The organism is Pseudomonas petrae, from assembly GCF_021728295.1.
GTDB classification, from domain to species: Bacteria; Pseudomonadota; Gammaproteobacteria; order Pseudomonadales; family Pseudomonadaceae; genus Aquipseudomonas; species Aquipseudomonas petrae.
This window is the reverse complement of sequence record NZ_JAKJXE010000017.1, coordinates 48,777-71,438: the sequence shown is the minus strand read 5'-3', so window position 1 is coordinate 71,438 and position 22,662 is coordinate 48,777. Positions and strand designations below refer to the sequence as shown.

24 protein-coding genes are annotated in these 22,662 nt (G+C 62.2%); 5 read left to right on the top strand and 19 right to left on the bottom strand.

Annotated elements, in window-relative coordinates; all coding sequences use genetic code 11:
• Positions 1–88: 88 nt before the first annotated feature.
• The 7 genes from L4G42_RS23195 to L4G42_RS23165 are packed head-to-tail and all read right to left on the bottom strand — an operon-like array spanning position 89 to position 6,460.
• Positions 89–1,465, bottom strand: a complete 1,377-nt coding sequence (locus tag L4G42_RS23195) for an ATP-binding protein (protein ID WP_237261238.1) — start codon at positions 1,463–1,465, stop codon at positions 89–91.
• Positions 1,462–2,124 (bottom strand): response regulator, encoded by a 663-nt coding sequence (locus tag L4G42_RS23190; protein WP_237253905.1) that lies wholly within the window; start codon positions 2,122–2,124, stop codon positions 1,462–1,464. Before L4G42_RS23190 ends, L4G42_RS23195 begins: the two co-directional genes overlap by 4 nt.
• Positions 2,125–2,134: 10 nt before the next feature.
• Positions 2,135–2,776, bottom strand: coding sequence for a tetratricopeptide repeat protein (locus L4G42_RS23185; protein ID WP_237253906.1), 642 nt, complete (start codon positions 2,774–2,776; stop codon positions 2,135–2,137).
• A complete protein-coding gene (locus tag L4G42_RS23180; RefSeq protein WP_237253907.1) occupies positions 2,773–3,582 on the bottom strand; it encodes an SDR family oxidoreductase in 810 nt (269 codons plus the stop codon). Before L4G42_RS23180 ends, L4G42_RS23185 begins: the two co-directional genes overlap by 4 nt.
• Positions 3,569–4,270: an iron-containing redox enzyme family protein gene (locus L4G42_RS23175; RefSeq protein WP_237253908.1), complete on the bottom strand. Its 702-nt coding sequence runs from the start codon at positions 4,268–4,270 to the stop codon at positions 3,569–3,571. The genes L4G42_RS23180 and L4G42_RS23175 overlap by 14 nt, the downstream gene beginning before the upstream one ends.
• Positions 4,267–5,748 (bottom strand): AMP-binding protein, encoded by a 1,482-nt coding sequence (locus L4G42_RS23170; RefSeq protein ID WP_237253909.1) that lies wholly within the window; start codon positions 5,746–5,748, stop codon positions 4,267–4,269. The genes L4G42_RS23175 and L4G42_RS23170 overlap by 4 nt, the downstream gene beginning before the upstream one ends.
• Entirely contained in the window at positions 5,738–6,460 is a 723-nt protein-coding gene (locus tag L4G42_RS23165; RefSeq protein ID WP_419789402.1) for a thermostable hemolysin, read from the bottom strand. Before L4G42_RS23165 ends, L4G42_RS23170 begins: the two co-directional genes overlap by 11 nt.
• Before the next feature lie 191 nt (positions 6,461–6,651).
• Between L4G42_RS23165 and L4G42_RS23160 the strand changes: the two genes are divergently transcribed.
• Positions 6,652–7,203 (top strand): cytochrome b, encoded by a 552-nt coding sequence (locus L4G42_RS23160; protein WP_237253910.1) that lies wholly within the window; start codon positions 6,652–6,654, stop codon positions 7,201–7,203.
• Positions 7,204–7,219: 16 nt separating this feature from the next.
• Here the strand turns inward: L4G42_RS23160 and L4G42_RS23155 are convergent, their stop codons facing one another.
• From L4G42_RS23155 to L4G42_RS23120, 8 genes are all read right to left on the bottom strand, one after another.
• Positions 7,220–8,962 (bottom strand): ABC transporter ATP-binding protein, encoded by a 1,743-nt coding sequence (locus L4G42_RS23155; RefSeq protein WP_237259676.1) that lies wholly within the window; start codon positions 8,960–8,962, stop codon positions 7,220–7,222.
• A complete protein-coding gene (locus L4G42_RS23150; protein ID WP_237253912.1) occupies positions 8,959–9,906 on the bottom strand; it encodes an acetamidase/formamidase family protein in 948 nt (315 codons plus the stop codon). The genes L4G42_RS23155 and L4G42_RS23150 overlap by 4 nt, the downstream gene beginning before the upstream one ends.
• 88 nt (positions 9,907–9,994) lie before the next feature.
• Positions 9,995–11,602 (bottom strand): ABC transporter substrate-binding protein, encoded by a 1,608-nt coding sequence (locus L4G42_RS23145; RefSeq protein WP_237253913.1) that lies wholly within the window; start codon positions 11,600–11,602, stop codon positions 9,995–9,997.
• 26 nt (positions 11,603–11,628) lie between these two features.
• A complete protein-coding gene (locus L4G42_RS23140) occupies positions 11,629–12,555 on the bottom strand; it encodes an ABC transporter permease (RefSeq protein WP_237253914.1) in 927 nt (308 codons plus the stop codon).
• Positions 12,555–13,403 (bottom strand): ABC transporter permease, encoded by an 849-nt coding sequence (locus L4G42_RS23135; RefSeq protein ID WP_237253915.1) that lies wholly within the window; start codon positions 13,401–13,403, stop codon positions 12,555–12,557. Before L4G42_RS23135 ends, L4G42_RS23140 begins: the two co-directional genes overlap by 1 nt.
• Positions 13,400–13,984 carry an ANTAR domain-containing response regulator gene (locus L4G42_RS23130; protein WP_237253916.1) on the bottom strand — a complete coding sequence of 195 codons (585 nt, stop codon included), beginning with the start codon at positions 13,982–13,984 and terminating at the stop codon, positions 13,400–13,402. The genes L4G42_RS23135 and L4G42_RS23130 overlap by 4 nt, the downstream gene beginning before the upstream one ends.
• Entirely contained in the window at positions 13,981–15,141 is a 1,161-nt protein-coding gene (locus L4G42_RS23125) for a transporter substrate-binding protein (RefSeq protein WP_237253917.1), read from the bottom strand. Before L4G42_RS23125 ends, L4G42_RS23130 begins: the two co-directional genes overlap by 4 nt.
• Before the next feature lie 334 nt (positions 15,142–15,475).
• A complete protein-coding gene (locus tag L4G42_RS23120; RefSeq protein ID WP_237253918.1) occupies positions 15,476–16,078 on the bottom strand; it encodes an NADPH-dependent F420 reductase in 603 nt (200 codons plus the stop codon).
• Positions 16,079–16,220: 142 nt separating this feature from the next.
• Here L4G42_RS23120 and L4G42_RS23115 point away from each other — a divergent pair, with 142 nt between their 5' ends.
• Entirely contained in the window at positions 16,221–17,126 is a 906-nt protein-coding gene (locus tag L4G42_RS23115; RefSeq protein ID WP_237253919.1) for a LysR family transcriptional regulator, read from the top strand.
• A gap of 30 nt (positions 17,127–17,156) precedes the next feature.
• On the opposite strand, the gene L4G42_RS23110 is transcribed toward L4G42_RS23115, so the two are convergent.
• Complete coding sequence (locus tag L4G42_RS23110) at positions 17,157–18,083, bottom strand: LysR family transcriptional regulator (protein ID WP_237253920.1); 927 nt, start codon at positions 18,081–18,083, stop codon at positions 17,157–17,159.
• A gap of 72 nt (positions 18,084–18,155) precedes the next feature.
• Between L4G42_RS23110 and L4G42_RS23105 the strand changes: the two genes are divergently transcribed.
• Entirely contained in the window at positions 18,156–18,896 is a 741-nt protein-coding gene (locus L4G42_RS23105; protein WP_237253921.1) for an SDR family NAD(P)-dependent oxidoreductase, read from the top strand.
• Here L4G42_RS23105 and L4G42_RS23100 read toward each other — a convergent pair.
• The gene (locus L4G42_RS23100) at positions 18,834–19,094 is read right to left on the bottom strand and encodes a DUF2314 domain-containing protein (RefSeq protein ID WP_237259678.1); all 261 of its coding nucleotides are present in this window, start codon (positions 19,092–19,094) and stop codon (positions 18,834–18,836) included. The two genes, L4G42_RS23105 and L4G42_RS23100, sit on opposite strands and share 63 nt — an antisense overlap.
• Positions 19,095–19,192: 98 nt before the next feature.
• On the opposite strand from L4G42_RS23100, the gene L4G42_RS23095 reads away from it, so the two are divergent.
• Both L4G42_RS23095 and L4G42_RS23090 read left to right on the top strand, forming a co-directional pair.
• On the top strand, positions 19,193–20,098 hold the full coding sequence (locus tag L4G42_RS23095) for a LysR substrate-binding domain-containing protein (RefSeq protein WP_237253923.1): 906 nt from the start codon (positions 19,193–19,195) through the stop codon (positions 20,096–20,098).
• 76 nt (positions 20,099–20,174) lie between these two features.
• Positions 20,175–21,002 carry a DMT family transporter gene (locus L4G42_RS23090; protein ID WP_237253924.1) on the top strand — a complete coding sequence of 276 codons (828 nt, stop codon included), beginning with the start codon at positions 20,175–20,177 and terminating at the stop codon, positions 21,000–21,002.
• Between the two features lie 11 nt (positions 21,003–21,013).
• Here the strand turns inward: L4G42_RS23090 and L4G42_RS23085 are convergent, their stop codons facing one another.
• On the bottom strand, positions 21,014–21,295 hold the full coding sequence (locus L4G42_RS23085) for a hypothetical protein (protein WP_237253925.1): 282 nt from the start codon (positions 21,293–21,295) through the stop codon (positions 21,014–21,016).
• Between the two features lie 178 nt (positions 21,296–21,473).
• Positions 21,474–21,992 carry an Hcp family type VI secretion system effector gene (locus L4G42_RS23080; RefSeq protein WP_065988875.1) on the bottom strand — a complete coding sequence of 173 codons (519 nt, stop codon included), beginning with the start codon at positions 21,990–21,992 and terminating at the stop codon, positions 21,474–21,476.
• Positions 21,993–22,662: the final 670 nt, after the last annotated feature.

Here is a 22,662-nt window from a genome sequence, read left to right as displayed (position 1 = left end):
ATGTTGAGCAGTGTGCACAGCGGAGCGCCGGCACCGATGTGCCCTGGTGAACGAAGCGTTCAAGCCACCACAGTGTGAGTACGCTTTTTCAGGGCTGTCTGTTCGCTGGCGCACATAGCGTCGCGCACAAGCCTCTTCCTGCGCGGTTCTCCAGCGTGATTTCACCGCCGAGGCGTCGTGCAATCGATTGCACAATGGTCAGGCCAAGCCCGGCGCCCTGATCGTTGCCGCGGCTGTAGAACCGCTCGAAAAGTCGTCCCCGCTCAGCTTCGTCAATGCCGGGCCCATCGTCGGTAACGCTGAGCTGGAAATAGCCATTGCTCACGCCCAGGGTGACGATCACCTGACCCTTCAAGGGCGAAAAATTGACCGCATTGGTGACCAGGTTTTGCAGGGCAATGTCGATGGCGGCGAAGTCCGTTCGTACCGTCAGGGAGGGCGCATCGCAGTCGAACACCAACTCCAGCCCCCGGCTCAATACCCACGGCGTCATTTGCACCAGGCTCTCGCGTACGGCCGCAACGATATCGGCGTTACGGGTGAGAACAGCGCCTGCACCGGGTTCCATCCGCGCGACGGTCAGCAACTGATTGACCAGCCGTGTCGTGCGGTCAACGCCGACGATGAGGTAACCTAGGGACTCGTCGCGCTGCGCGTCGTCGCGCGCTTCCAGCACGTTTTGCGCATGCACCCGCAGCACCGCCAGCGGCGTGCGCATTTCGTGGGCGGCGTCGGCGATGAAGCGCCGCTCACGGCTCAGCACCTCCTGAATCTGTCCGAGCAGTCTGTTCAGCGCTGCTTGCATCGGCTCCAGCTCGCTGGGCAGCGGGGCCAGTTGCAACGGTTCGAGCGAGCCTGGATGACGACCGCGCAGCGTGGCGGCCAGATCGGCCAGCGGCTTGAGTCCCCAGCCAATGGCCAGCCAGATCGCGCCCATCAGCAGCAGGCTGCCGATCAGATTGGGGGTCACTGTGTGGCGGACGATGCGGTTAACCAGATCCGAGCGCACGTCGTCACGCTCGCCGACCCAGATCAGCAAATCATGCTGCTCATCCCTGAGCACGAAGGTGCGCCACTCATGTTTGCCCAGATCATTGATATCGCTGAAGCCGGTGTACTGAGGCGCACGGGTCAGGCTCGGCGCGCTGGGGGTATGCACCAGCAGCCGGCCTTGAAGGTCCCAGACCTGAAAGGCGATTTTGCTCTCGTAGGGGTGGCCGTCGACCCGAGGTTCGGCTTGAGCCAACGCCTGATTGAACGCCTGGTACAGCTGTGCATGCTCCTGCCGCGCCAGGGGCATGCGCATCACGCCCTGCAGCAACCTGGCGTTGGTGGCGAGCTGGGCATCGTAGACTTCGGCGATTTCGTGGTTGCTGTCATGGACGTTGACCAGCGTCAGCATCAACAGCCCGATCAGTACCAGCCCGAGGATCAGGGTCAGCGTGCGTCGACGGATCGAAGTCACTGACGATCCTCCACCAGGTAGCCGACGCCGCGCACCGTGCGAATCAAGTCGCTGGAAAATTTCTTGCGCAGGTGATGGATGTGCACTTCGAGGGTGTTGCTCTCTGCTTCTTCATTCCAGCCGTACAGCAACTGCATCAAGCGTTCCCGGGTCATCACACGGCCCGGTGGGGAGAGCAGTTCGTACAACAGCTGGTATTCCTTGGGGGTGAGCGCGACGGGATCATCTTTGTAACTGACTTGCTGGGTGGTCGGGTCCAGGCGGATGCCCGCGTGCTCGATCATGACCCGCGCACGTCCGGCACTGCGCCGCAACAGCGCCCGCAAGCGTGCCTTGAGTTCGGATAGATCGAAGGGCTTTATCAGATAATCGTCAGCGCCTGCGTCGAGGCCGGCGATGCGGTCCTCGGTGGCGTCGCGTGCCGTGAGGATCAGCATTGGCAGGGATGAGCCACTTTCACGCAGGCGCCGCAACACCTCCAGGCCGTCCAGCCTGGGCAGCCCGAGATCGAGAATGGCCAGATCGAACACTTCGCTCAACAACGCATGGAGGGCGCTGGCGCCATCTTTCACCCAGTCCACCGTGTAGCCTTCGCGACTCAACGCCTGATGAATGCCCTCACCGAGGGCGACATCGTCTTCAACCAGCAGCAAACGCATGAACGCCCCGTCACTTCAGTTTTTTGTTTACGTCCACCAGCAATAGCTGGATATCTTTGCGACGTCCACTGTCGGCCACTTCGCGGCCGGGCCGTGGCGCAGCGAGCAAGGCCTTTTCCAGCGCTTCCTTTGCCTGAGCATAGTGGCCTTGGCGGTAGAGATGATCGCCCCAGAAGTACAGCGGATCGATGCCTTCGGGATTGATCTTCAGCGCCTGCTCCAGCAGTCCTTGTGCCTTATCCGAGTCGCCGAACCCGATCGGCCACCCGGGCACGCGATCGTACAGCGCAGCCAGGCTGGCGTAGGCGGAGCCTTGCAAGGCATTGGGGTCCAGCGTCAATGCTTTTTCGAGATCGGCTTTCGCGGTTTTCACCTTGCTCAATGCACCCAGTCCGCCCTGGGCACCGGCCCAACTGCTGGTGACAATGCCCGACCAGATCCAGGCCTCGGCGGCGGCGGGACGCTGCTGCGTGAAGGCAGAGGATTTGGCGGCCAACTGTTCAAATGCGGCGACTCGCTGGTCTTCCGGCAACTGGTATTGAATCCGCGCCCAATCCTGCTGGATGCCTGTCAGGCGTTGCTGGTCAGGTGCATCCAGTGCCCACACCGGCAGGGTGAAGGTGGCGAGCAGTACGACGAGTAGACGTTTCATGGCTTGGTGCTCTTTTCGAGGGGGGCGCTGCTGAGTCGGCGAATGAGGGGCAAGTGTTTGCGCAGCCCACGGTCCACCACTGAAGGCAGCAGACTGTTGAGGCGTACGAAAAACTGTTCAGGCCACCCCATATAAAGCTCGCGCTGATTACCGACGATGGCACGAACAACGGCGGCTGCGACCGTTTGCGGATCGTCCTCGGCGGTTTTAAGTGCAGCGTTGAGGGCGCGCGCTGAGGGGCTGTTCATCGTCGTGCGGGTGGCGCGCGGGGCGACGTACAACACGCCGACCCGCGTATCCGCCAGCTCACGGCGCAAGGCTTCGGAAAACCCGCGCAGCGCGAACTTGCTCGCGCAATACGTGGCGTAACCGGCATAGCCGATCGAGCCATAGGTAGAACCGACGTTCACCACCATGGCGCGGCTGGCCTGGCGCAGCAGCGGCAACATCAGGCTGGTGAGCTGAATCGGCGCGTTCAGGTTGATGTCGAGCATCGAATCGATCTCGTGCCCGGGCAACTGTTCCAGCATCGCGAAATGATTGACGCCGGCGGCGTTGATCAGCAGGTTGACCCCTTCCATCGCCTGGGCTGTCATCAGCACGTGCTGACGACCTTCGGCGGTGGTGAGATCGGCCTTCACCCAGTGCAACAGATGCGGGTACTGCTGTTGCAAAGGCAACAGCGGCTCCTGATGGCGGCACACGGCGAGCACTTCGGCGCCGTGGCTGCACAGCGCCTGGGCAATGGCCATGCCGATGCCGCCACTGGCGCCGGTCAGGACGACGCGGGTTTCAGACAGACGCATGGGCGAGTTCCTTCACGGGTTCGGCGTGCACCAGGGGCAGTTGGCGGAACATCTCGGTGTACAAGCCGTACACCACTTTCGAGGCCTTGATCACGGCCGCCTGATCCTCCGGATCTTCAAGCCGGTCCATCAGCGTGCGATAGGTCTCCATGTGGCCGACATCGAGGCTGCCATGGGAACTCAGGTAGCTGAACGCCGTGGCCGGCAGTCCCAGGCGCTGCTGAATGCTGCCGGCGGCATGGGTCGCCAGGGCAATGCTGGTGCCTTCCAGCACATTGACCATGCCGAACAGTCCCACCGGATTGCCCCGAGCGATGAGATCGTAGAGGTAGGCGACCATGAGCTCGATGGGCAGGCCGGGCGTACCGTCGCGCACGGCATCGGCATCGGCATCGGCATCGCCACCGCAGGCCCGAAGGTCGTTAAGGATCCACTGCTCGTGGCCGTATTCGTCCTCGATGTACTCGCACACCGCGCCGCGCAGCCATTCCAGCCGGGAAGGCAGCCGCGCGCCACAGGCCATCATCAACGGCACGGTATGCCGCACGTGGTAATACGCCTGAGTCAGGAAGGCGCGATAGCTGTCCAGCGAGACCTCACCGTGCAGCGCCTGATGGATGACGGGCAGATTGAACAAGGTCTCGCGCTCGGTGCGGGTGGCGTCTTGCAGCGTTTGGAAAAAACTCATGATTGAAGGTCCTTTGCTCGCGTGGGCTCAGTGAAAAGATGCCGGTAATTCGCCAGAATGGCTTCGCGCCGGGGTCGGCCGTTGGCGGTGGCCATGCCGTTGGCTGCGGTGAAAGGCTGGTCCAGACGGGTCCAGGTGTGGATGCGTGCGTAGTCCGGCAGCGCCTGGTTGGCCTGCTCGACAGCGCTGTTGATTTGCGCGTCGGTGGTGTCTGGGCGCAGTGGCCACAGCAGCGCGTGGTTGCGAGGAAGGGCTTCGCCGTAGACGAATGCTTGAGCGATCTGACCGCGTTGGGTCAGTTCGGCCTCGACCCACTCAGGGTTGACGTTGCGACCGAAGCTGGTCACGAACTGATGCTTCTTGCGGCCATGAAGGTAGAGGTAGCCGTTGGCGTCGAATTCGCCGAGATCACCGCTCGGCCACCACGCTGGTGTGGGGTCTGCGTCGCCGAGATAGCCCAGCATCCGCGACCCGCCAATCAGGACCTCACCGTCTTCGGCGAGGCGAATCTGTACATGGGGCAAGGGTTTGCCGACGCTGCCGGGATGATGGGCGTCGGGACGGTTGAGGGCCACCACCGACGCGCACTCGGACAAGCCATACCCTTCGTACACCGGAATGCCGAGGGTCTCGGCGCGCAGCAACAGTTCATGGGTGACTTTGGCGCCGCCCACCGCGATGAAACGCAGCGTTGCCGGGTTGAACGCATTCATCTCGCAAGCGCTGACCAGCAGCAACAACAGCTGCGGGACCAGGATCATGCTGTGCGGCTGGCGCACCGCCAACGTTGACAGCAGGCGCGGCAATTCCACGCCACTGGCCCCTTGAATCCCCAGGGCTCGCTGACTCGGCAGACTCAGCATGGCCCCGGCATAAAGCGCGGCATAGCAGCCGACGTTTTCCAGCAGGATCGCCAGAGGCAAGAGTGAAAGGTGGTGGGCGGGCTGGCGAGATTCGCTGGCGCGCTGCAGCTCGAATGCCACGGCGAGTACGCTTGCGGCGTCCAGGCAGACACCTTTGGGGGTGCCGGTCGTGCCAGACGTAAAGGTGAGCTTTGCCGTGCCAGCGGGAAGGGGCGACGGCTGACGGTTTGTCCGCAGCCAGAATCCCTCCTCATGACGGAACGCCGAGGTGGCGAGTTCATTGGCGTACTCGTCGCCCGCAATGACCACGTCGGCCTGGCTCTGCTCCAGGCAATGGCGGCGCTGCGCTGCGCTGAAGAACGGCGGCAGCGTCACGCAGGCCAGGCCTTCGAAGAGGATCGCCAGGTCCCAGATCAGCAGGTCCGGGCCATTTTCCAGGGCGAGGGCCACGACCCTGGCGTCCAGGTCCTTGAGCCTCTGCTGACGCAGCGTGATTTCTGCGTCCAGCTCGGCATAGCTCAACTTCAGGTCATCGCCCCACAGCGCGCACGCATCGGGCTGCCCGGAGGCCAGATCAGCGATGCGTTGGCGAAACCCGCTCAGTTCAGGCGACATGGCAGCTGTCCTCCCGTGTCAGGGGTAATCCGAAGCGTTCAAACACGCCGCTGTTGCTCAAATGCAGGAACCCGGAGCGGATGTCCCCCACGTGCACGCTGGGTTGAGAGTCGTAGTAATTGCCCCATGCGTGCCTGTCTTCACCCAGGCGCAGAGGGTCGGCAAGGCAAAGCGTGAGGGGGCGCAGCCCGAGGCGATTGAAGCTGTTCACCAGTCCGGCGTTGCCGGTGAATGCCACCCATTCCAGGCCGCTCATGGCGAGTAGCCAGGTCACAGTAATGATGCTCAGCCGCGCGCTGCCCAGGTTGCTGGCGGCGAGGTTGCCCACTTCGACGATGCCCTGACGGTCCACAGGCCTGCCTGCACTGGCTTCGATCATGTGCTCGACAGGCTGATCAAGGTAGCGCTCCAGAAACAACGCACCGGATGTCGCCACACGCACGCCGGCCACGGCGCAGAGCGTGCCTGTGTTGTCGTGGAGTCCAAACAGCTCCGGCATGAAGCTACGGATCTCGGCGTTGTGGGCCTGGCGAAAGCGATGCTGGATGAACGTCTCGTAGGCGTCGCGCAGTGGCTCCTGAGACAGCGCACGATTGAGCGAGAGGGGCGGTGATTGCGCAGTGCCGAATCCCATAGGCAGGAAATCCAGAGGCAGCGCACTGGACGGCATTGAGTGCTGTGGTGATCGGATATTCCAGTCCAGACCCTGCATGGGTGTGGCTCCTCCCCAGTGGTGAATGGGGTGGAGTATCTGCGTCGATTCTTAACGAAGTCTGAAGGTGGGAAATGTGCTTCGCCTGGCTTGCTCCGCGATCTTCGCGACGTCTTCAGACTGCCTTAAGACAGTGGCGTCAAGGTGCGTGGGAATTCATCAACATCCCCCCACTCAGCGAGCGCCCCCACATGATTTCAACCCCACACCGGTACGCCAGATTGTCGATGTCCCTGCACTGGCTGATGCTGGCGTTGTTTGTCGGCGTTTACGCCTGTATCGAGCTGAAGGGGTTTGCTCCCCGGGGCAGCACGTTGCGCTCGCTGTTGTTAGGCATGCACGGCCTGTTCGGTCTGTCGATATTTGCACTGGTCTGGCTGCGCTTGCTGGGCAGACTGATGTACAAAGCGCCACCCATCACGCCGGCCCCTCGCACCTGGCAGCTCGGGATGGCCCACCTCGTTCATGCGCTGCTGTACGCACTGATGATCGCGACACCAGTGCTGGCCTGGCTGATGCTGGCGGCGGGTGGCAAGCCGATGCCGTACTTCGGCTTCTTCCTGCCCGCGCCTGTGGCCGTCGACCCTGATCTGGCCAGACAGATCAAAGGCTGGCACGAGTGGGCCGGGAATCTGGGCTATTGGTTGATCGGCGTACACGCGGCAGCAGGGCTCTTCCATCATTACTTTGTCCGCGACAACACCCTTCGCCGCATGCTGCCGTTGACGGCCGAAAAGCGTTAAGCGGTCACTGCTTTTATCACTCCATCGCGACCCAGTGATCCGCCGCCACCGCCGAAAACCGCTGCACCGGCGCGACAAACTCCGCTGTCTTGATCGGGTCAGGACGCTCCAGCTCTTTGAGCAGGCTTTTGAAATCCCGGCGCCGGCCCACTTCCGGCACCGGCACCGCCGCCAGCAAACGTCGGGTGTAGGCATGCTGCGGGTTGTGCAGCACCTGATCGCGCGCACCGATTTCGACGATGCGCCCGCCGTACATCACCGCCACGCGGTGGCAGATGCGTTCGACCACGGCCATGTCGTGGGAGATGAACAGGTAGCTCAGGCCATGCTCGGCACGCAGCCGTTCCAGCAGCTCCAGCACCTGGGCCTGGACCGAGACGTCCAGCGCCGAGACCGATTCGTCCGCGATGATCACTTTGGGGTTCAGTGCCAGCGCCCGGGCGATGCAGATGCGCTGGCGCTGCCCGCCGGAAAACTGGTGGGGATAGCGTTCGAGGGTGTCCCGTGGCAGGTCGACCTGCTGCAGCAGCTGCGCCACACGCTCACGCCGTTGGGGCTCGGGCATCTTGTCGTGAATCAGCAGCGGCTCGCCTACCAGATCGAACACGGTCTTGCGCGGATTGAGTGCCGCGTAGGGGTCCTGAAATACCATCTGCACGTCGCGGCGCACCCGCTGCAACGCGTCACCCTGCAAACCGTTGAGTTCCTGCCCGAGCAATTTGACGCTGCCCTGGTAATTGAGCATGTTCATCAAGGCTTTGCCGGTGGTGGACTTACCGCACCCGCTTTCGCCGACCAGTCCCAGGGTCTCGCCCTGACGCAGCTCGAAACTCACGCCCTCGACCGCATGCACCGTGCGCGGGGTTTCGAACCAGCCGTGGCGCAGAGGGAAGCGCACGCTGAGGTCCTTAACGGCGAGCACCACCGGCTGTTCAGTCAATGCATCAGGCGGCGGCGCGCTGCCCAGCACCGGCACTGCGGCCAATAATTTCCGTGTGTAGGGCGCCTGCGCAGCGGTGAAGACTTGATGCAAAGAGCCACGCTCTTCCATGCGGCCCTGATTCATCACCACCACTTCATCGGCCATTTCGGCCACCACGCCCATGTCGTGGGTGATCAGTAAAAGGCTGGTCGCGAACTGCTGCTGCAATTCGCGCATCAGCTCAAGAATCTGCGCCTGAATCGTCACATCCAGCGCGGTGGTCGGCTCGTCGGCGATAAGGATTTCCGGCTGGCAGAGCATCGCCATGGCGATCATCACCCGCTGGCGCATCCCGCCAGATAACTCATGTGGGTACTGGGTCAGGCGTTTGTCGACCTGGGGCATGCGCACCGCGTCGAGCATGGCGCGGCAGCGCTGGTGAATCTCGCCGCGACTCAACGCCTCATGCCGGCGCAGGGTTTCCGCCAGTTGCTGGCCGACGGTCAGCAGGGGGTTCAGCGACGTCATCGGCTCCTGAAAAATCATGCCGATGCGTTTGCCGCGCAGGCGTTGCAGCTCCCGCTCCGGCAGGCTCAGCAGGTCGCGGTTGTCGAACAGAATCGCACCGCCCGGGACGCTGGCCGCCTTGGGCAACAGGCCCATGATCGCCAGGGACGAGAGCGATTTGCCGCTGCCGGATTCGCCAGCGATGCACAGGGTTCGGCGCGGATAAAGGGCGAAACTCAACTCATCGACCACCCGCCTGCGAGACGCACCGCCGCCGACATCAATGCTCAGCCGTTCCACCGACAGACTGGGCTGATCGTCTGGCTTCACTGGAACACCACTTTCGGAAAGTAGAACGACACCACCCAATTCGGCAGGTCGACGATTTCGCTGATGCGCAAATCGCCGCACACCGAGCACAGCATATAGGCCTGTTCCGCCGGCATGCGGTGCTCTCGGCACAACCAGTCGATGGTGTTGGCGACAGCTTGGCGTGCGGCCTGCATCAGGTCCGGGCCGATGCCGGTGAAGGCCTCGTAGCCGGCGCTGTCCAGGTGCCCGGTGACCGGGCCGGGGGTGCTGAAACGCGGCGTCGCCAAGGGCGTTTGCTTGATCAGGTCGAGCTTGACCACCACGTCCATGGCGCTCTCGATGGCGGTGCCGCAGACCTCGCCATCGCCTTGCGCCGCGTGGGTGTCGCCAATGGAAAACAACGCGCCGGCCACTTCCACCGGCAGGTACAAAATGCTGCCGGCCGCCAGGTCGCGGATGTCCAGATTGCCGCCGACCCGACGCGGCGGCACGATGGAATGCAGCCCCGCTTCGGCGGGCGCCACGCCCACGGTGCCGGCGAACGGCTTGAGCGGCACTTTGGCGAAATCGCCGAAGGCGGCGGGGGCGAGGGTGTGCGTGTCGTAATGCCACAGCGCCAAAGCGGGTGTCTGAAACTGGTCGGCGAGCAGGCCGAACCCGGGAATGTTGGCGGTCCAGCCGAAGCCCCCGGGCTTGAAACTATCCAGGGTGATTTTCAGGATGTCGCCGGGTTCGGCACCCTCGACGTAGATCGGCCCGGTGACCGGATTGATCTGGTCGAAGGGCATGACGCTGACGTCGGCGACCTGGGACTGCGCAGTGAAATACCCGTTGGACGAATCACGGCAGTTCATCTGTAACGTAGTGCTGGGCGCCACGCGCTCGACCGGGGTAAAACTGTGGTCCCAGCCGAAGTGGCTGTTGACGCTGTGAATGGTCTTGACCAGGCAGTTCTGGCACATGGGTGCGGTCCTCGTTGCAAACAGGCTATGGGGGAGGGAAAGCAGTGGCCCGTGACCCAGGCGTTGCCGGGAAGAGGCCAGAGCGAAATCACTTCACCCAGATGTAGTCATAGTTGACCGGCACGTGGACCGGGTCGACGTACAGCGCGTCGTCGCCGCCCATGCGCTTGGAGCGCACGGTGAAGCGTTGCTCGTTGAAGATCGGCACCCACGGCGCATCGGCCATGGCGTCGGTGAAGATCTTCTTCCACGCCTCGGTGCGCTCGGCCTGTTGTTCCGGGCGTGCCATGGCGTCGGCTTTGGCGGCGCGTTCATCCAGCGCCTTGTTGCAATACAGCGACCAGTTCCAGCCGCCTTCAACCGCGCCGGTGCAACCGAGAATCGGGCCGTAGAAGTTCGAGGGATCCGGGAAGTCGGCGATCCAGGCCATGCCGCCGGACCACACCATCGGCGCCTGATCCCTGGAGCTGCCGGCGGCAATCACGTTGGCCTGGGCCAGGGACTTGATCTGCACGCGGATGCCGACCTTGGCCAGGTCCTGCTGGATCGACTGGGCGATGCGCGGCTGCGGGTCGGTGTTCATCACGTAAAGCTCGGTGTCGAAACCCTTGGCGAGACCGGCGTCGGCCAGCAGCTTTTTCGCGCCTTCGACGTCGTAGGGCAGGCCCTTGTATTGCGTGTCATAGCCGGGCATCGCCGGCGGCAGCGGCTGGTTCGCCGGGACCGCGCGACCATTGATGATGCGCACGATGCGCTCTTTGCTGATGGCCATGTTGATGGCCTGGCGCACCTTGAGATTGTCGAACGGCGGCAGGGTGGTTTTCAGCGTCACGTAGCCCGTCTGCAACTGGTTGCCGGTGACCAGCAACTGCCTGGACGCCGGGTCATTCTTGAACTGCAGGAATTGCGCAGGCGGCACGCCGTCGCCGGCAATGTCCACTTCACCCTTGTTCAGGCGCAGCAGCGCAACGGTCGGGTCCTGGCCGATTTCGAAAGTGATCTTGTCGACGTAGGGCAGGCCCTTCTGGAAGTAACTGGGGTTCTTCACCAGTTCGAGCTTCTGCCCCAGCTTCCATTCGGCCAGGCTGAACGCGCCGCTGCCCACCGGGTGCTTGCCGAAGTCGGCGCCCCATTGTTCCACCGCTTCCTTGGGCACAACCGAGGCGAAGTTGATCGCCATGATGTGCAGGAACGTGGCGTTGGGCGCGCTCAGCGTGATGGTCAGGTGTTGATCATCGACCACCTTGATGCCGCTGAGCGTCGTGCTTTTGCCGCCGGTTACGTCTTCATAACCGACGATGGAGCTGAAGAAACCGGCGCCCGGGCTCTGGGTTTTCGGGTTGACGGTGCGCTCCAGGGAGTACTTGACGTCATTGGCAACCAGCTCACGGCCGTTCTGGAATTTCACGCCCTTGACCAGGGTGAAACTGTAGACCAGCCCGTCCGTGGAAATGCTGTAGTCCTCGGCCAGACTTTTCACCAGCTCAGTGGTGCCGGGCTTGTAGTCCATCAGGCGGCCGAACAGGCTTTTGATCATCGACCAGTTCTGCCAGTCGTAGCCAATCGCCGGGTCCAGCGTCGCCACATCATTCTGGTAGGTCACCACCACATCGCCGCCGCTTTTCGGCGTGTCGGCCCACAGTGGCGTGGTAAACAGCGTGGCCGCCACGGCCAGGGTCAGCGCGTTGATCTTCATTGTTGTGCCCCGTTGTGTTGATGAATTCAGTGCTGCTTGATGTCGATGCGCGGGTCCACCAGCGGGATCACCAGATCCGCCAGCAGGTTGCCGAGGACGATGGCCACCGCCGACAGTGTGGTAACGCCGACGATGACCGGGATGTCGACTTGCTGAATCGACTGCCAGGCAAGTTGGCCGATGCCGGGCCAGCCGAACACCGACTCGACCACCACCAGCCCGCCCATGAACACGCCAATGTCGATGCCGATCATCGGGATCACCGGGACGATCGCGTTGGGCAGCACGTGCACGAACACGATCCGCGCACGACTCAGGCCCTTGGCCCGTGCGGTGCGGATGAAATCCTGATGCAGCACTTCGATCATCGAAGAGCGGACCATGCGCGAATACCAGCCACTGCCGAGCAGCCCGAGGGTCAGCGCCGGCAGCATCAAATGGCTGGCGCCGCCATAGCCGCCCAGGGGGAACCAGCCCAGTTGCACGGCGAAGAAGTACAGAAACAGCATGGCGGCGATGAACTGCGGCGCCGACACGCCGACGAAGGAAAACGCCATGAGCAGTTTGTCGGCGAAGCTGTCGCGCTTGAGCGCCGCGAGCATGCCCAGGCTGATGCCGATCAACAGCTCGAAGCCGATGCCTGCCGCCATGAGTTCCAGCGAAGGCCGCAGTCGTGCGCCGATCAGCTCACTCACGGCGGTGCGCTGGATGTACGAGCGGCCAAGGTCGCCATGCAACAGGTTGCCCAGGTAACTCAGGTATTGCTGATAGAAGGGCAGGTCCAGGCCCAGTTGCGCACGAATCGCCGCGACCACTTCAGGGGTCGCGCTGCGTCCGGCAATTTGCCGCGCAGGGTCGGCGGGCAGCAGGAACAGCAGCAGGTACGTGATGAAGGTCACGCCGAGCAGAATCAGCAGCGCATAACCGACCCGACGGCCAATGAACGGCAGCATCAGCGACGCCCCTTGAGTGTGGGGTCGAGTTCGTCGCGCAGGGCGTCGCCGACCAGGTTGAACGCCAGGGACAGGAGGATGATCGCTGCCCCCGGAATGAACACCAGCCACGGTGCCGAAGTGAAGTACGTCTGGCTCTCGAAAATGATGTTGCCCCAGCTCGGCGTCGGCGGCTGCACGCCTACACCCAGGTACGACAAGGTGGCTTCCAGCAGAACGGTGGTGGAAATCCCCAGCGTCGCCCACACCAGAATGGTCGGCAGCAGATGCGGCAACAGGTGCGAGAACAGAATGCGCAGGGAACTGGCGCCGAGGGTGCGCTCCACGGCGACGAAATCACGCGCACTGAGCGCCACGGTTTCGGCATAGATCACTCGGGCGATCTGCACCCAGTTGACCATCGCGATGACCATGGCAACGATCCACACGCTGGGCTGGAAAATCGCCGACAGGGCAATCGCCAGCAGCAGGGCGGGGAAGGCCATCATCAAATCGGTCAGGCGCATCAGCACGCTGCCAAGCCAGCCGCGGACAAAACCGGCGGTCAGGCCCACCAGCGTGCCGATCAACACCGCCAGCCCGTTGGCCAGCACGCCGATGAACAGCGAGGTGCGCGCGCCGAATATCAACCGCGACAGCAAATCACGACCGAGCAAGTCGGTGCCCATCCAGTACGGCGTCGCGGGCGCCATGGGTGCGCCTTCCAGGGTCAGGCCTTCGACGAATTGCTCATCCGGGTCGAAGGGGCTAATCCACGGGGCCAGCGCCGCGAGCAGCACCACAGTGACGATGAACAGCAGCGACACCGCCACAGCGGGTCGACGCAACAGGGCCTTGAGGGTGTTCATGCGCGGTCCTCGTCCCGCGCCGCGAGCAAGTCAACACACAGCGCTTCGATCGGCCGGTTGAGCTGCATCGACAAACTGCGCAAGCGCTCGTACGCCGTCGCCTCGTTGATGCGCTGGGTCACCATCAAGCGCGCCAGGGCCTGGGCCATGAGTGGACGCAGCGCCAGCCGCTGTTGCAGCTCGTTGAGTTGTTCGGCGTCGGCGCGCTGCCGGTCGCGCAATCCCACCGCCATCATCAGCGTGGTGTAGACCGAGCCCTGGCTGATGGGTTTGTTGAGCAGTGCCGTCGCGCCAAGCTGCAGCGCGCGCTGGATCTGCGACAGGGTTTCGTGGGCGGTCAGCGCCACGATGGGAATGCTGGCCGCATTCAGCGCCTGCACCGCCAGCGGGCTGGCGAAATGTTCGATTTCAAGGATCGCCGCGAAACAGCCCTGGGTGTCACACGGCGCGTCGTGATCAAGCACCTGCGAGTGAATCCCCAGGCGTTGCAGGCTCTTGCCCAGATTCCCCTGACTGCGTTCATCGCAGTCGATCAGCAGCAAGTGACCCTGGTCAAAAGCAGGAAAGGCGCGTGTGTTCATTTGACAATCCTCAAGCGCGGCGCTGGGGTGGCGTGTCGGTCGACCACATCGGCGTGTACATCCGTAACAGTGAGATAAGGGTCGGCGGCAATGGGGTGAGGCGCCGATTGCACAACCTGGAAGCGTCCATCGCGCAGTTCGGCGATATGACTGGCCAGCGCGCTGTGATGATTGCGCGCCGACAGACTGACGGTGCCAAGCACGCTGGCGACCGGGTGCCCGTAAAGGTGCTCGCAAATCGCCTTGGGCGATGCATCCGCGCTGGCGTGCAAGGCATCGGCGAACACCCGTAACGCGGTGTAGGCGCTGGTGTAATAGTGCGAACAGGTGCGCGGGCCATGGCGCTGCTGGCCTTCGCAGAACGCCGGGTTCAGGCTCTCGAAAAACGGACCGCAGGACAGCAGCCGCAGCGCCTGCATCGGGCCTACCGCATCAAGCTCCGCTTCGGTGAGGTTGCAGCTGAGCACCGGCAGGCGCAGGCCTTGGCGCTCGCAGGCCCGATCCAGCTGCTGCAGAAAAGCGTAGGACGATTCGCCCACCAGGTTGTTCAGCACGAACGTCGGCGGGTCCTGGATGAGCCCTTCGATCAGCGTGTCGAAGCCGGTCGCGCCCAGGTGCCAGTACTTTTCCCCGAGCACTTCAGCGCCGTTGGCTTCCAGCACTTCCCGGGCAATGCGGTTGCTTTCCCAACCCCAGACGTAGTTGGAACCGAGCAGAAACGCCCGATTGCCAAACTGGCCGAGGGCGTAGCGCAGCAGTGGCAACAGCGTCTGGTTCGGGCATCCGCCGAGGTACAACACGTTCTCGCTGCTTTCGTAACCTTCGTATGGGCTCGAATACCAGAGCAGCGCGCCGTGCTGATCCAGGTCCGGGATGATTTCCTTGCGGCTCGCCGACAGCGTGGTGCCGAAGATGTGCCTGACGCCCGCCCCCAGCAATTGGCTGACGCCGCTGCTGTAGGCGGCCGGGTCGCCTTGCGGGTCAACGCAGATCGCCTCGAGCAGCACGCTGCGCTGGCCGTCAGCGTTGATCTCGGCCAGCGCGTCCTGCAACCCGAGCAAGGCACTACGGCCCATGCGCCGATAGGTGCCTTCGGTCGAGAGCAGGAAGCCCACGGTAACGGTGGGGCGCAGATCGGGAGTCAAAAAGTCCGGCATGAACAGCATCCATAAAAAAAGCCCGACCAACCCGGTGGGGGTCGATCAGGCTTCGATACCTGGCGCATTCGAGGCGCATATGTGGACGAGACTTAAGGACCTGCGTCCGGCTTGCCGTTTGCTTTAAACATGAAAGAAGCGTGCCAAGTGAAAATCTCCCGGTTTGATGGCCCTCGCCGGGGTTGGTCTGCCCGGGATTGCTCCGCAGTGGGGCGCCCGTGTGTGATCAGGCCTCAAAGCGGAGCAGGGCGGGTTGTGCGGTGTGGCGCCCGACGCTTTACCGTAAAGCCGGTCCTGCCTCCGACTCCACACTCAGTCTGCGGTGATGTACAGCTCAAGCCTCCCGCTTGAACAGGTCCTGAAAAATCAGTGGCGCCCATTGCTTGTCCCGCGCCTGCACCAGTTGTCCGCCTTCGGACAACCCGCCCAGGCTGACCGGGGCGTAGCCAAGTCGCGTGACCAACGCAGCAACTTCGCTGACAGCACCCTCGTCGTCCCCCGACAGAAAGATCACCCGCCGGCCTGACGCTGTTGCCGGAGGTTGCGCCAGCACACCGGCCGGCAGGTGATTGAACGCTTTCACCAGTCGAGCACCGGAGAAAGCCTTGGCCACGACTGCCGAAGAGGGCAGATGTTCTAGCTCGGCGAGCGGCACGCCATAGGCGTTCGTCACGTCGATGATGATCTTGCCCTGCCAGTCGGTTGCGGCGCTGGCAACGTCGACGTGGGACCAGAAAGGTACTGCCAGCACAATGACGTCCGCCTGCAGAGCGTCCTGCATAGCGAGGGGCGTGACGGTGCCGTCGAATTCTTTAACCAGCGGCGTGATGGACGCCGGTCCGCGGGTGTTGGCAATGCTGACGGGAACCCTGCTACGAGCGAACTGGCCCGCCAGTGCCAGGCCAATGCTGCCTGTGCCAATGATTGAATAGGTCATGATGACTCCTTGAATGTGCGGGGCGCCGGTGGTGTCGCTGGGCGCTGATGGCTGAGGCGCTCATCGTGCGCACTGGCCATGCATCTGAGAAGACGGCATATTGCGATGCATACCATCTCCCGTTGAGATAGAGGGCACACTCATGCTGGATGGCGTTTCTCTCGATCAACTGCGCACGTTCATCGCTGCCGTGGATGAAGGCAGCTTTTCCGCTGCCGCACGCAAGCTCAACCGCGTTCAGTCAGCAGTGAGCGGCTGGATCGGCGGGCTGGAAGATCAGATCGGGGTGCAGCTGTTCGACCGCACCGGCCGGTTTCCGAAGCTGACCCGTGAAGGCGCGCTGTTGCTCGCCGATGCGCGGGACATCGTACTCAAAGTCGACACGCTGAAAGCGCGGGCCAAGCTGATGACCTCGGGTGTCGAGCCCGAGCTTGCCGTGGTGATCGATGTGTTCTTCCCGACCGCCGTGGTCACCGCAGTGGCCAAGGCCTTCGCCAAGGCATTTCCGTTGACGCCTCTGCGGGTGTTCGTGGAGGCGCTGGGCGCGGCCTATGAACCGGTCCTCGCAGGCCGTTGCAGCCTGGGCATTCTGCCGCCGTTGCCCCTGGCGTTTCCCTCGCTGTCCATCGAAAAACTCGGCGAAGTGCCGTTAGTGGCGGTGGCTGCGCCGGATCACCCTCTCGCCCACTTTGCGTCGCGCATCCCTCGGCGTGAGCTCGCCAGGCATACCCAGTTGGTCCTCACCGACCGCTCCGAGCTGACCGCAGGCCGCGACTTCGGGGTGGCCTCGCCGGCAACCTGGCGTTTGGCGGACCTGTCGACCAAACATGCGTTCCTCAAGGATTGCGTCGGCTGGGGAGGGATGCCCTTGCACATGGTCGCCAAGGACATTGCCGATGGCACCCTGGTGGTGCTGGACGTGGACGAGATGCCGCCGTCCGGTTCCATGTTGACGATGTCGGCTTTTCATCTGGCCTCTCGTCCTCCGGGACCGGCGGGCCGGTGGTTCATTGATCGGCTCAAGCAGGTCTGGGAGCAAACGGGATGAGCGGCGGATGGGGTGAGGCGCGTTGGCTGCTCAGGTGTTCAACCGCGCTCTCATGAAATCAATGAACGCGCGCAGTTTCCGTGGAACGTGGATACGACTCGGGTAGTACAGGTGGAACGGCGAGACGCCGGGCCAGAAGGGTTCGAGCAGTGCAATCAGTTGTCCACTGTCGATCTCGGCCTGTACCTGTGCTTCAAACGCGCAACCGATGCCTGCGCCCGCCCGGATCGCGTGAATCAAGGTGTCAGCGTCATTGGAGATCAACGGGCTGGGCGGAAGAATTTCCATGATGGCGCCGTTGTGCATGTACTCCCATTGGTAGACGGCGTTGTTCAGACGAATGTTGAGGCAGCGATGCTGACGAAGGTCTTCGGGGGTACGCGGCAGATCGCGTCCCCGCAGGTAGCCGGGCGTCGCGACAGTGGCGATGCGGTGGTCGCCACCCATGGGGATCGCGACGACGTCCTGGGCGAGGAACTCACCGACCCGGATGCCCGCATCGAAGCCGCCCGCGACCAGATCCAGCAATGCGTTGTCGCAGTGAATCTCCAGTGTAATGTCCGGATAGGCGTCCATGAACGCGGCCAGATGGGGCATTAGAACGATGTCCGCCGCCGTGCGCGAAACGTTGAGCCGCAACACGCCGGTGGGTTTGTCGCGCAGTTCATTGACGTCTTCAACGGCGGACGCCAGCGCCGCCAGCCCAGGTTGCGCGTATCCGAGAAAACGCTGACCCAGTTCGGTCAAACCGACCTTGCGCGTGGAGCGCTCCAGCAGCCGCACACCCAACCGGTTCTCCAGGGTACGCAGGGTTTGCGACAGGGCCGAGGGCGACATGCCCATGACTGCCGCCGCTTTGGTAAAACTTCCGTAGTGAGCGATCTGCACAAAGGCGGCGATGCCGGGCAGCAGGTCAGGCCGGATGACGCCGTTGTGAAGCAAGGCTTCATACTGCATGCCGATTGCACCTCTGAATAAACGGGATCGTGGAGCCTACCATGCGACCCTACATTCACAGGAGCGGCAAACATGAGTCAGTTAGCGGGTAAGGTTGCCATCGTCACAGGGTCTTCAAAAGGTATCGGCGCGGGCATTGCCATGCGACTGGCGGCTGATGGCGTGAAGGTAGTCGTCAACTATTCACGGAGCGCCGAAGATGCTGAAAGTGTCGTTGACCGGATTGTCGCTGCCGGCGGGCAAGCCATCGCGTGCAAGGCGGATATCGCGCGGCCCTCTGACATCCGGCCTTTGATAGACGCAGCGGTTCAGGCGTTTGGCCGGCTGGATATTCTGGTCAATAACGCTGGCATCTATAAACCCGATTCACTGGACGAGTTGAGCGCTGACAGCTTCGATGAGCATTTCAATCTCAACGTACGCGGCCTGTTGCTCACCACCCAGGCCGCCGCTCGGGTCATGCAAGCGGGTTCGGTCATCGTCAATATCAGCTCAGGCCTGGCCCACAGCCCCTATCCCCAGGTGCATGTCTATTGCGCCACCAAAGGCGCGGTGAATACCCTGACCCGCTCCCTGGGCATGGAACTGGGTCCCCGGGGCATTCGAGTGGTCGGCATCGCGCCAGGGTTCGTCCACACAGAAGGCAATGCGGAATCGGCACGCGGTATGGATGAGTTCTTCATCGCCAAGACCCCGCTGGGACGCGTCGGCAAGCCGAGGGACATCGCTGCGGCGGTCGCGTATGCCGTGTCAGAAGACGCCGCCTGGATCACGGGCACAACGCTCGATGTCGCAGGCGGCATGGTGTTCTGAGGTTGCGTCACGCCACGTCATCGTCGAAGACCGATGACGTAGCGCTTTGACCGCCGCCATGTCCAGACTTTTGACGATTCTGCGTGCCTCCCATGAAAGCTCACGCCAGAAGAATTTGAAGGTGGCCTGAGCGCCGGCGACCGCCGCCTTGAGTTCGTCGCTCTCGCCTTTCACGCTGTAGATGATCTGCCCGGTCATAAGTGAGTCGTTCCCTCTGTCGATCTAAATAATGTTCTACCATGAGCCTTCATTCATGGTGTGGGCCGCTTCGCTCATGCCCGTTGAGGCCCGAAGTGATGAGAGATCTGCCACCCACCGCCACCTTGCGCGCCTTCGAAGTCGCCACCCGTCACGGGACGTTTACCTCCGCGTCCGAGGAGCTGCACGTTACCCAAAGTGCGGTGAGTCACCAATTAAAAAATCTAGAAGACATCTGGGGCGTGCAGCTGTTTCAGCGTGGCAAGACGTTGAGCCTGACGCCCGCCGGTGCAGCACTGGCGCCGATCGTGCGGACGTTTTTCATGAACCTGGAGGCCACGCTTGCGGACCTTCGGGAAGAGAATGGCCGCGTCAGGCTCAAGGTCAGTACGACCTATTCCTGCGCGCTGAAATGGCTGTTGCCGCGCTTGCCCAATCTGTCCCAGCTGCACCCGGAAATCCTCGTCACGCTGGACAGCACAGACACCGCCATCAACTTTGCCAGCGGCGAGGCCGACGTCGCGATCCGTCTGGGCGGCGGCAACTACCCCGCGTTGCACTCGGAATTCATGTTCAGGGAACACATTTTTCCCGTGGCGAGCCCTGACTTGCTCAAGCGCTTCGGCATGCCCCGGGAACCGGCCGAGTTGTTGCGCTATCCGCTGTTGGCCCGGGACGGTTCGGATCTGGTGCCGAAGTGGGAGGTGTGGTTTCAGAAGATCGGCCTGGGCGTGACCTCGCTGAAGGAAAGCGTGCGTTTTCCCGACACCAATATGACCGTGGAGGCGGCCTTGTTGGGGCAGGGCATCGCCCTTGTTCGAAGTGGGCATGTGGAAAAAGAGCTGCGCGACGGCAGTTTGATCAGGTTGTTCGAGGTGCCGTTTCCTTCGCCGGTGGCCTATTACTTCGTCTGCCCGAAGGGGATCGAAACGCAGCCCCACGTGGCGAGCTTTCGCGACTGGCTGATCGGGGAATCGACCGCAGCCGGCCTCAGTTATGGCTGAAGCATGAGGAATTGGTCATCATCCGATGAGCAGACTTTGCTTTCGTTCCGTGTGTCAGCCTGACTAAGATCGGCCCATGCCTACTCACATCATCCTGTTAATCCTCTTCGCCGCTTTGCTGCATGCCAGCTGGAATGCCTTGCTGCGCGGCGGTGGCGACAAGCTCTGGTCGATGACCGTCATGTGCGTCGCGGTTGCCATCGTCAGCATTGCAGGGGCACTGTTCATGGACGCCCCGGCGCCGGAGAGCTGGCCTTGCGCGGTGCTCTCGGCGCTGCTGCATATCGGCTACAACCTGTTTCTGGTACGTACTTACCGCAGCGGCGACCTCGGGCAAACCTACCCGATCTCACGGGGTTCATCGCCGGTGCTGATTACGCTGTGTGCGTCGATATTTGCGGGGGAGGTGGTCGAGACCGGCGCGATGATCGGCATTGCACTGGTGTCAGCGGGGATTATTTCCCTCGCGTTCAAGGGCCGAAAACTGGACATGACCAGCCTTCCTTATGCGCTGGGCACCGGTTGCTTCATTGCGGCCTACAGCGTGACGGACGGCATCGGCGGTCGTCTGTCCGGCGCGCCGATGGCTTACACCGCCTGGATGTGCGCCCTGTGGGGCGTACTGATGCCGATCACTTACATCTGTCTGCGGGACGCGCGCAGTCTGCTGACGGTCCGACCCGGTTTGGTCGCCTCGTTGGGCGGAGGTGTGGTGTCGCTACTGGCCTACGGCATCGTCATCTACGCCATGACCCTCGCGCCGATGGGGGCGGTGTCGGCTCTGCGCGAAACCAGCGTGCTGTTTGCCGCATTGCTCGGGTATCTGTTTTTGGGCGAGTCGCTGACTGTGCGCAAGATCCTCTCGTGCGTGGTCATTGCGGCCGGCACGATCATCATTGGCTGAGCGGCGGGTGCTCACCTTCGCAGCTTCGGTTTCACAGCCTTCAGCCGCGCAATGGCCAGGTTGTGCAGGTATTGGCGCACGGCGTCATGGTGCTCGACGCTCACGTGATAGCCGTCCAGCAGTCCCAGCAAATACCCCTCGGCCATGGCGTGGTAACGCGACACGCTTTCCCGGGTGTCACTGGTGTTGAGCCGGGCAATCAGCTCGTCGATCCGGGCGCGGTGCTCCTGTGAGAACCAGTTCTGCTGAGGCGCAGAGCCGGCGTCGTCGGTCAGGGGCGTGTGCAGATTCATTGGGCCTCCAGGCAAGCACAGCGGTCGCGGGCGGAAATGACGGGGGGCGGTTTTGCTGCGAGATCCCCCGAACATGGGGTAGGACAGCGCATCTGCCGCAAAATCCGGTAGACCGCGCCGCAAAGGCTCAGAAATACCGGCCAGCATCGCCGGCCGGGATTTCAAAGGTCAGCTGAACTTAGCCAGCGACCGGGGAGCGCCAGTCATCGGAGCCCGAAGTGCCGCATACTTCGTGGGTCCAGGTGATCTTGCGGTAGGTAAACTCCACGTCTTCCAGATGGGTGAAGTGGGCGTTAGACGGGTCCTGGCAGTTATGCATGTAGTCTTTGATGTCGACGATAATCGCGTCCTCGAGTTTGGTGGTGTAGTAATGCTCCTGCGTGCCCGCTGCCGAGGTGCGATACCACTGGATAGTGATTTCGGTTAAGCGTTCGCCCGACGTCAACGCGGCCAGCAACAGTGGCGAAGACTTGTCGAACACCTTGGTGATCTTGACCGGCTTGTGAACACGCTGACCGGTTGGCTGACCCGACTGTGGGTCGCGCGGGATGATCATTTCATGTTGAAACCCTTGCACCATGACCTGATCTTCGTGACCTTCCTGAAACGTGTTGCCGACCGAGTCTGCGGTGAAAGCGCCGGCGGTGATCAGGCCCTGCTTGGTGCCTGTGATGGACATATACGCTGGTGTCGCCATGAAGATGCTCCTTGCCTCATAAATTAAAATGCCCAACAGCGAATTCGCGTGGTGGGCAGCAGTGATGTTTCAAGCTTCGTGCCAAGTAAGAGGTTGTTCATATGGAACGTGGGCTTGATGAATGTTTAACGGTTGGTTGTCTTACAAGAAACGACTGTGTGGCGTTAATGTGCGCAAGAAGTTGCACAGTGATGCGCAACTTCTTGCGCACTCTCCTGCAGGGCACGCGCCATAAGGGGCGGACGGGGTAAATTAGCGATTTCTCGATCAGGAGGTGCGCAACTTATTGCGCATGGAGGCCCTGTGCCATTGCTCGTCGCGGGTGATTCAACATTAGCTGAGGAAGACTGCTCGATCCCCTTTACAGTGTATGAGTGACCGCGAGACCCCCCGTCCGCGCTCTGGGCAAAGTATTCCAGCTGCTTACGCATCGATAAAAAAAGATGTATGAACGAAAGCTGCTTTGAATTTCGGTATTCGAAGAAACTTCCTACAATACAAATCGAATAATCGCGTTTATAGAGAGCTTGATAGTGTTATTCGCGCTACGTATTATTCCCGGCGTCTGAAGGGTAGACGTTTTGTTACATGTCAATTGCCCAAGTAGCTCTTATTTAAATTTCGTTATGCTCGCCGATTTAATTGTCGGTACTTGGCGCGGTTTTACACT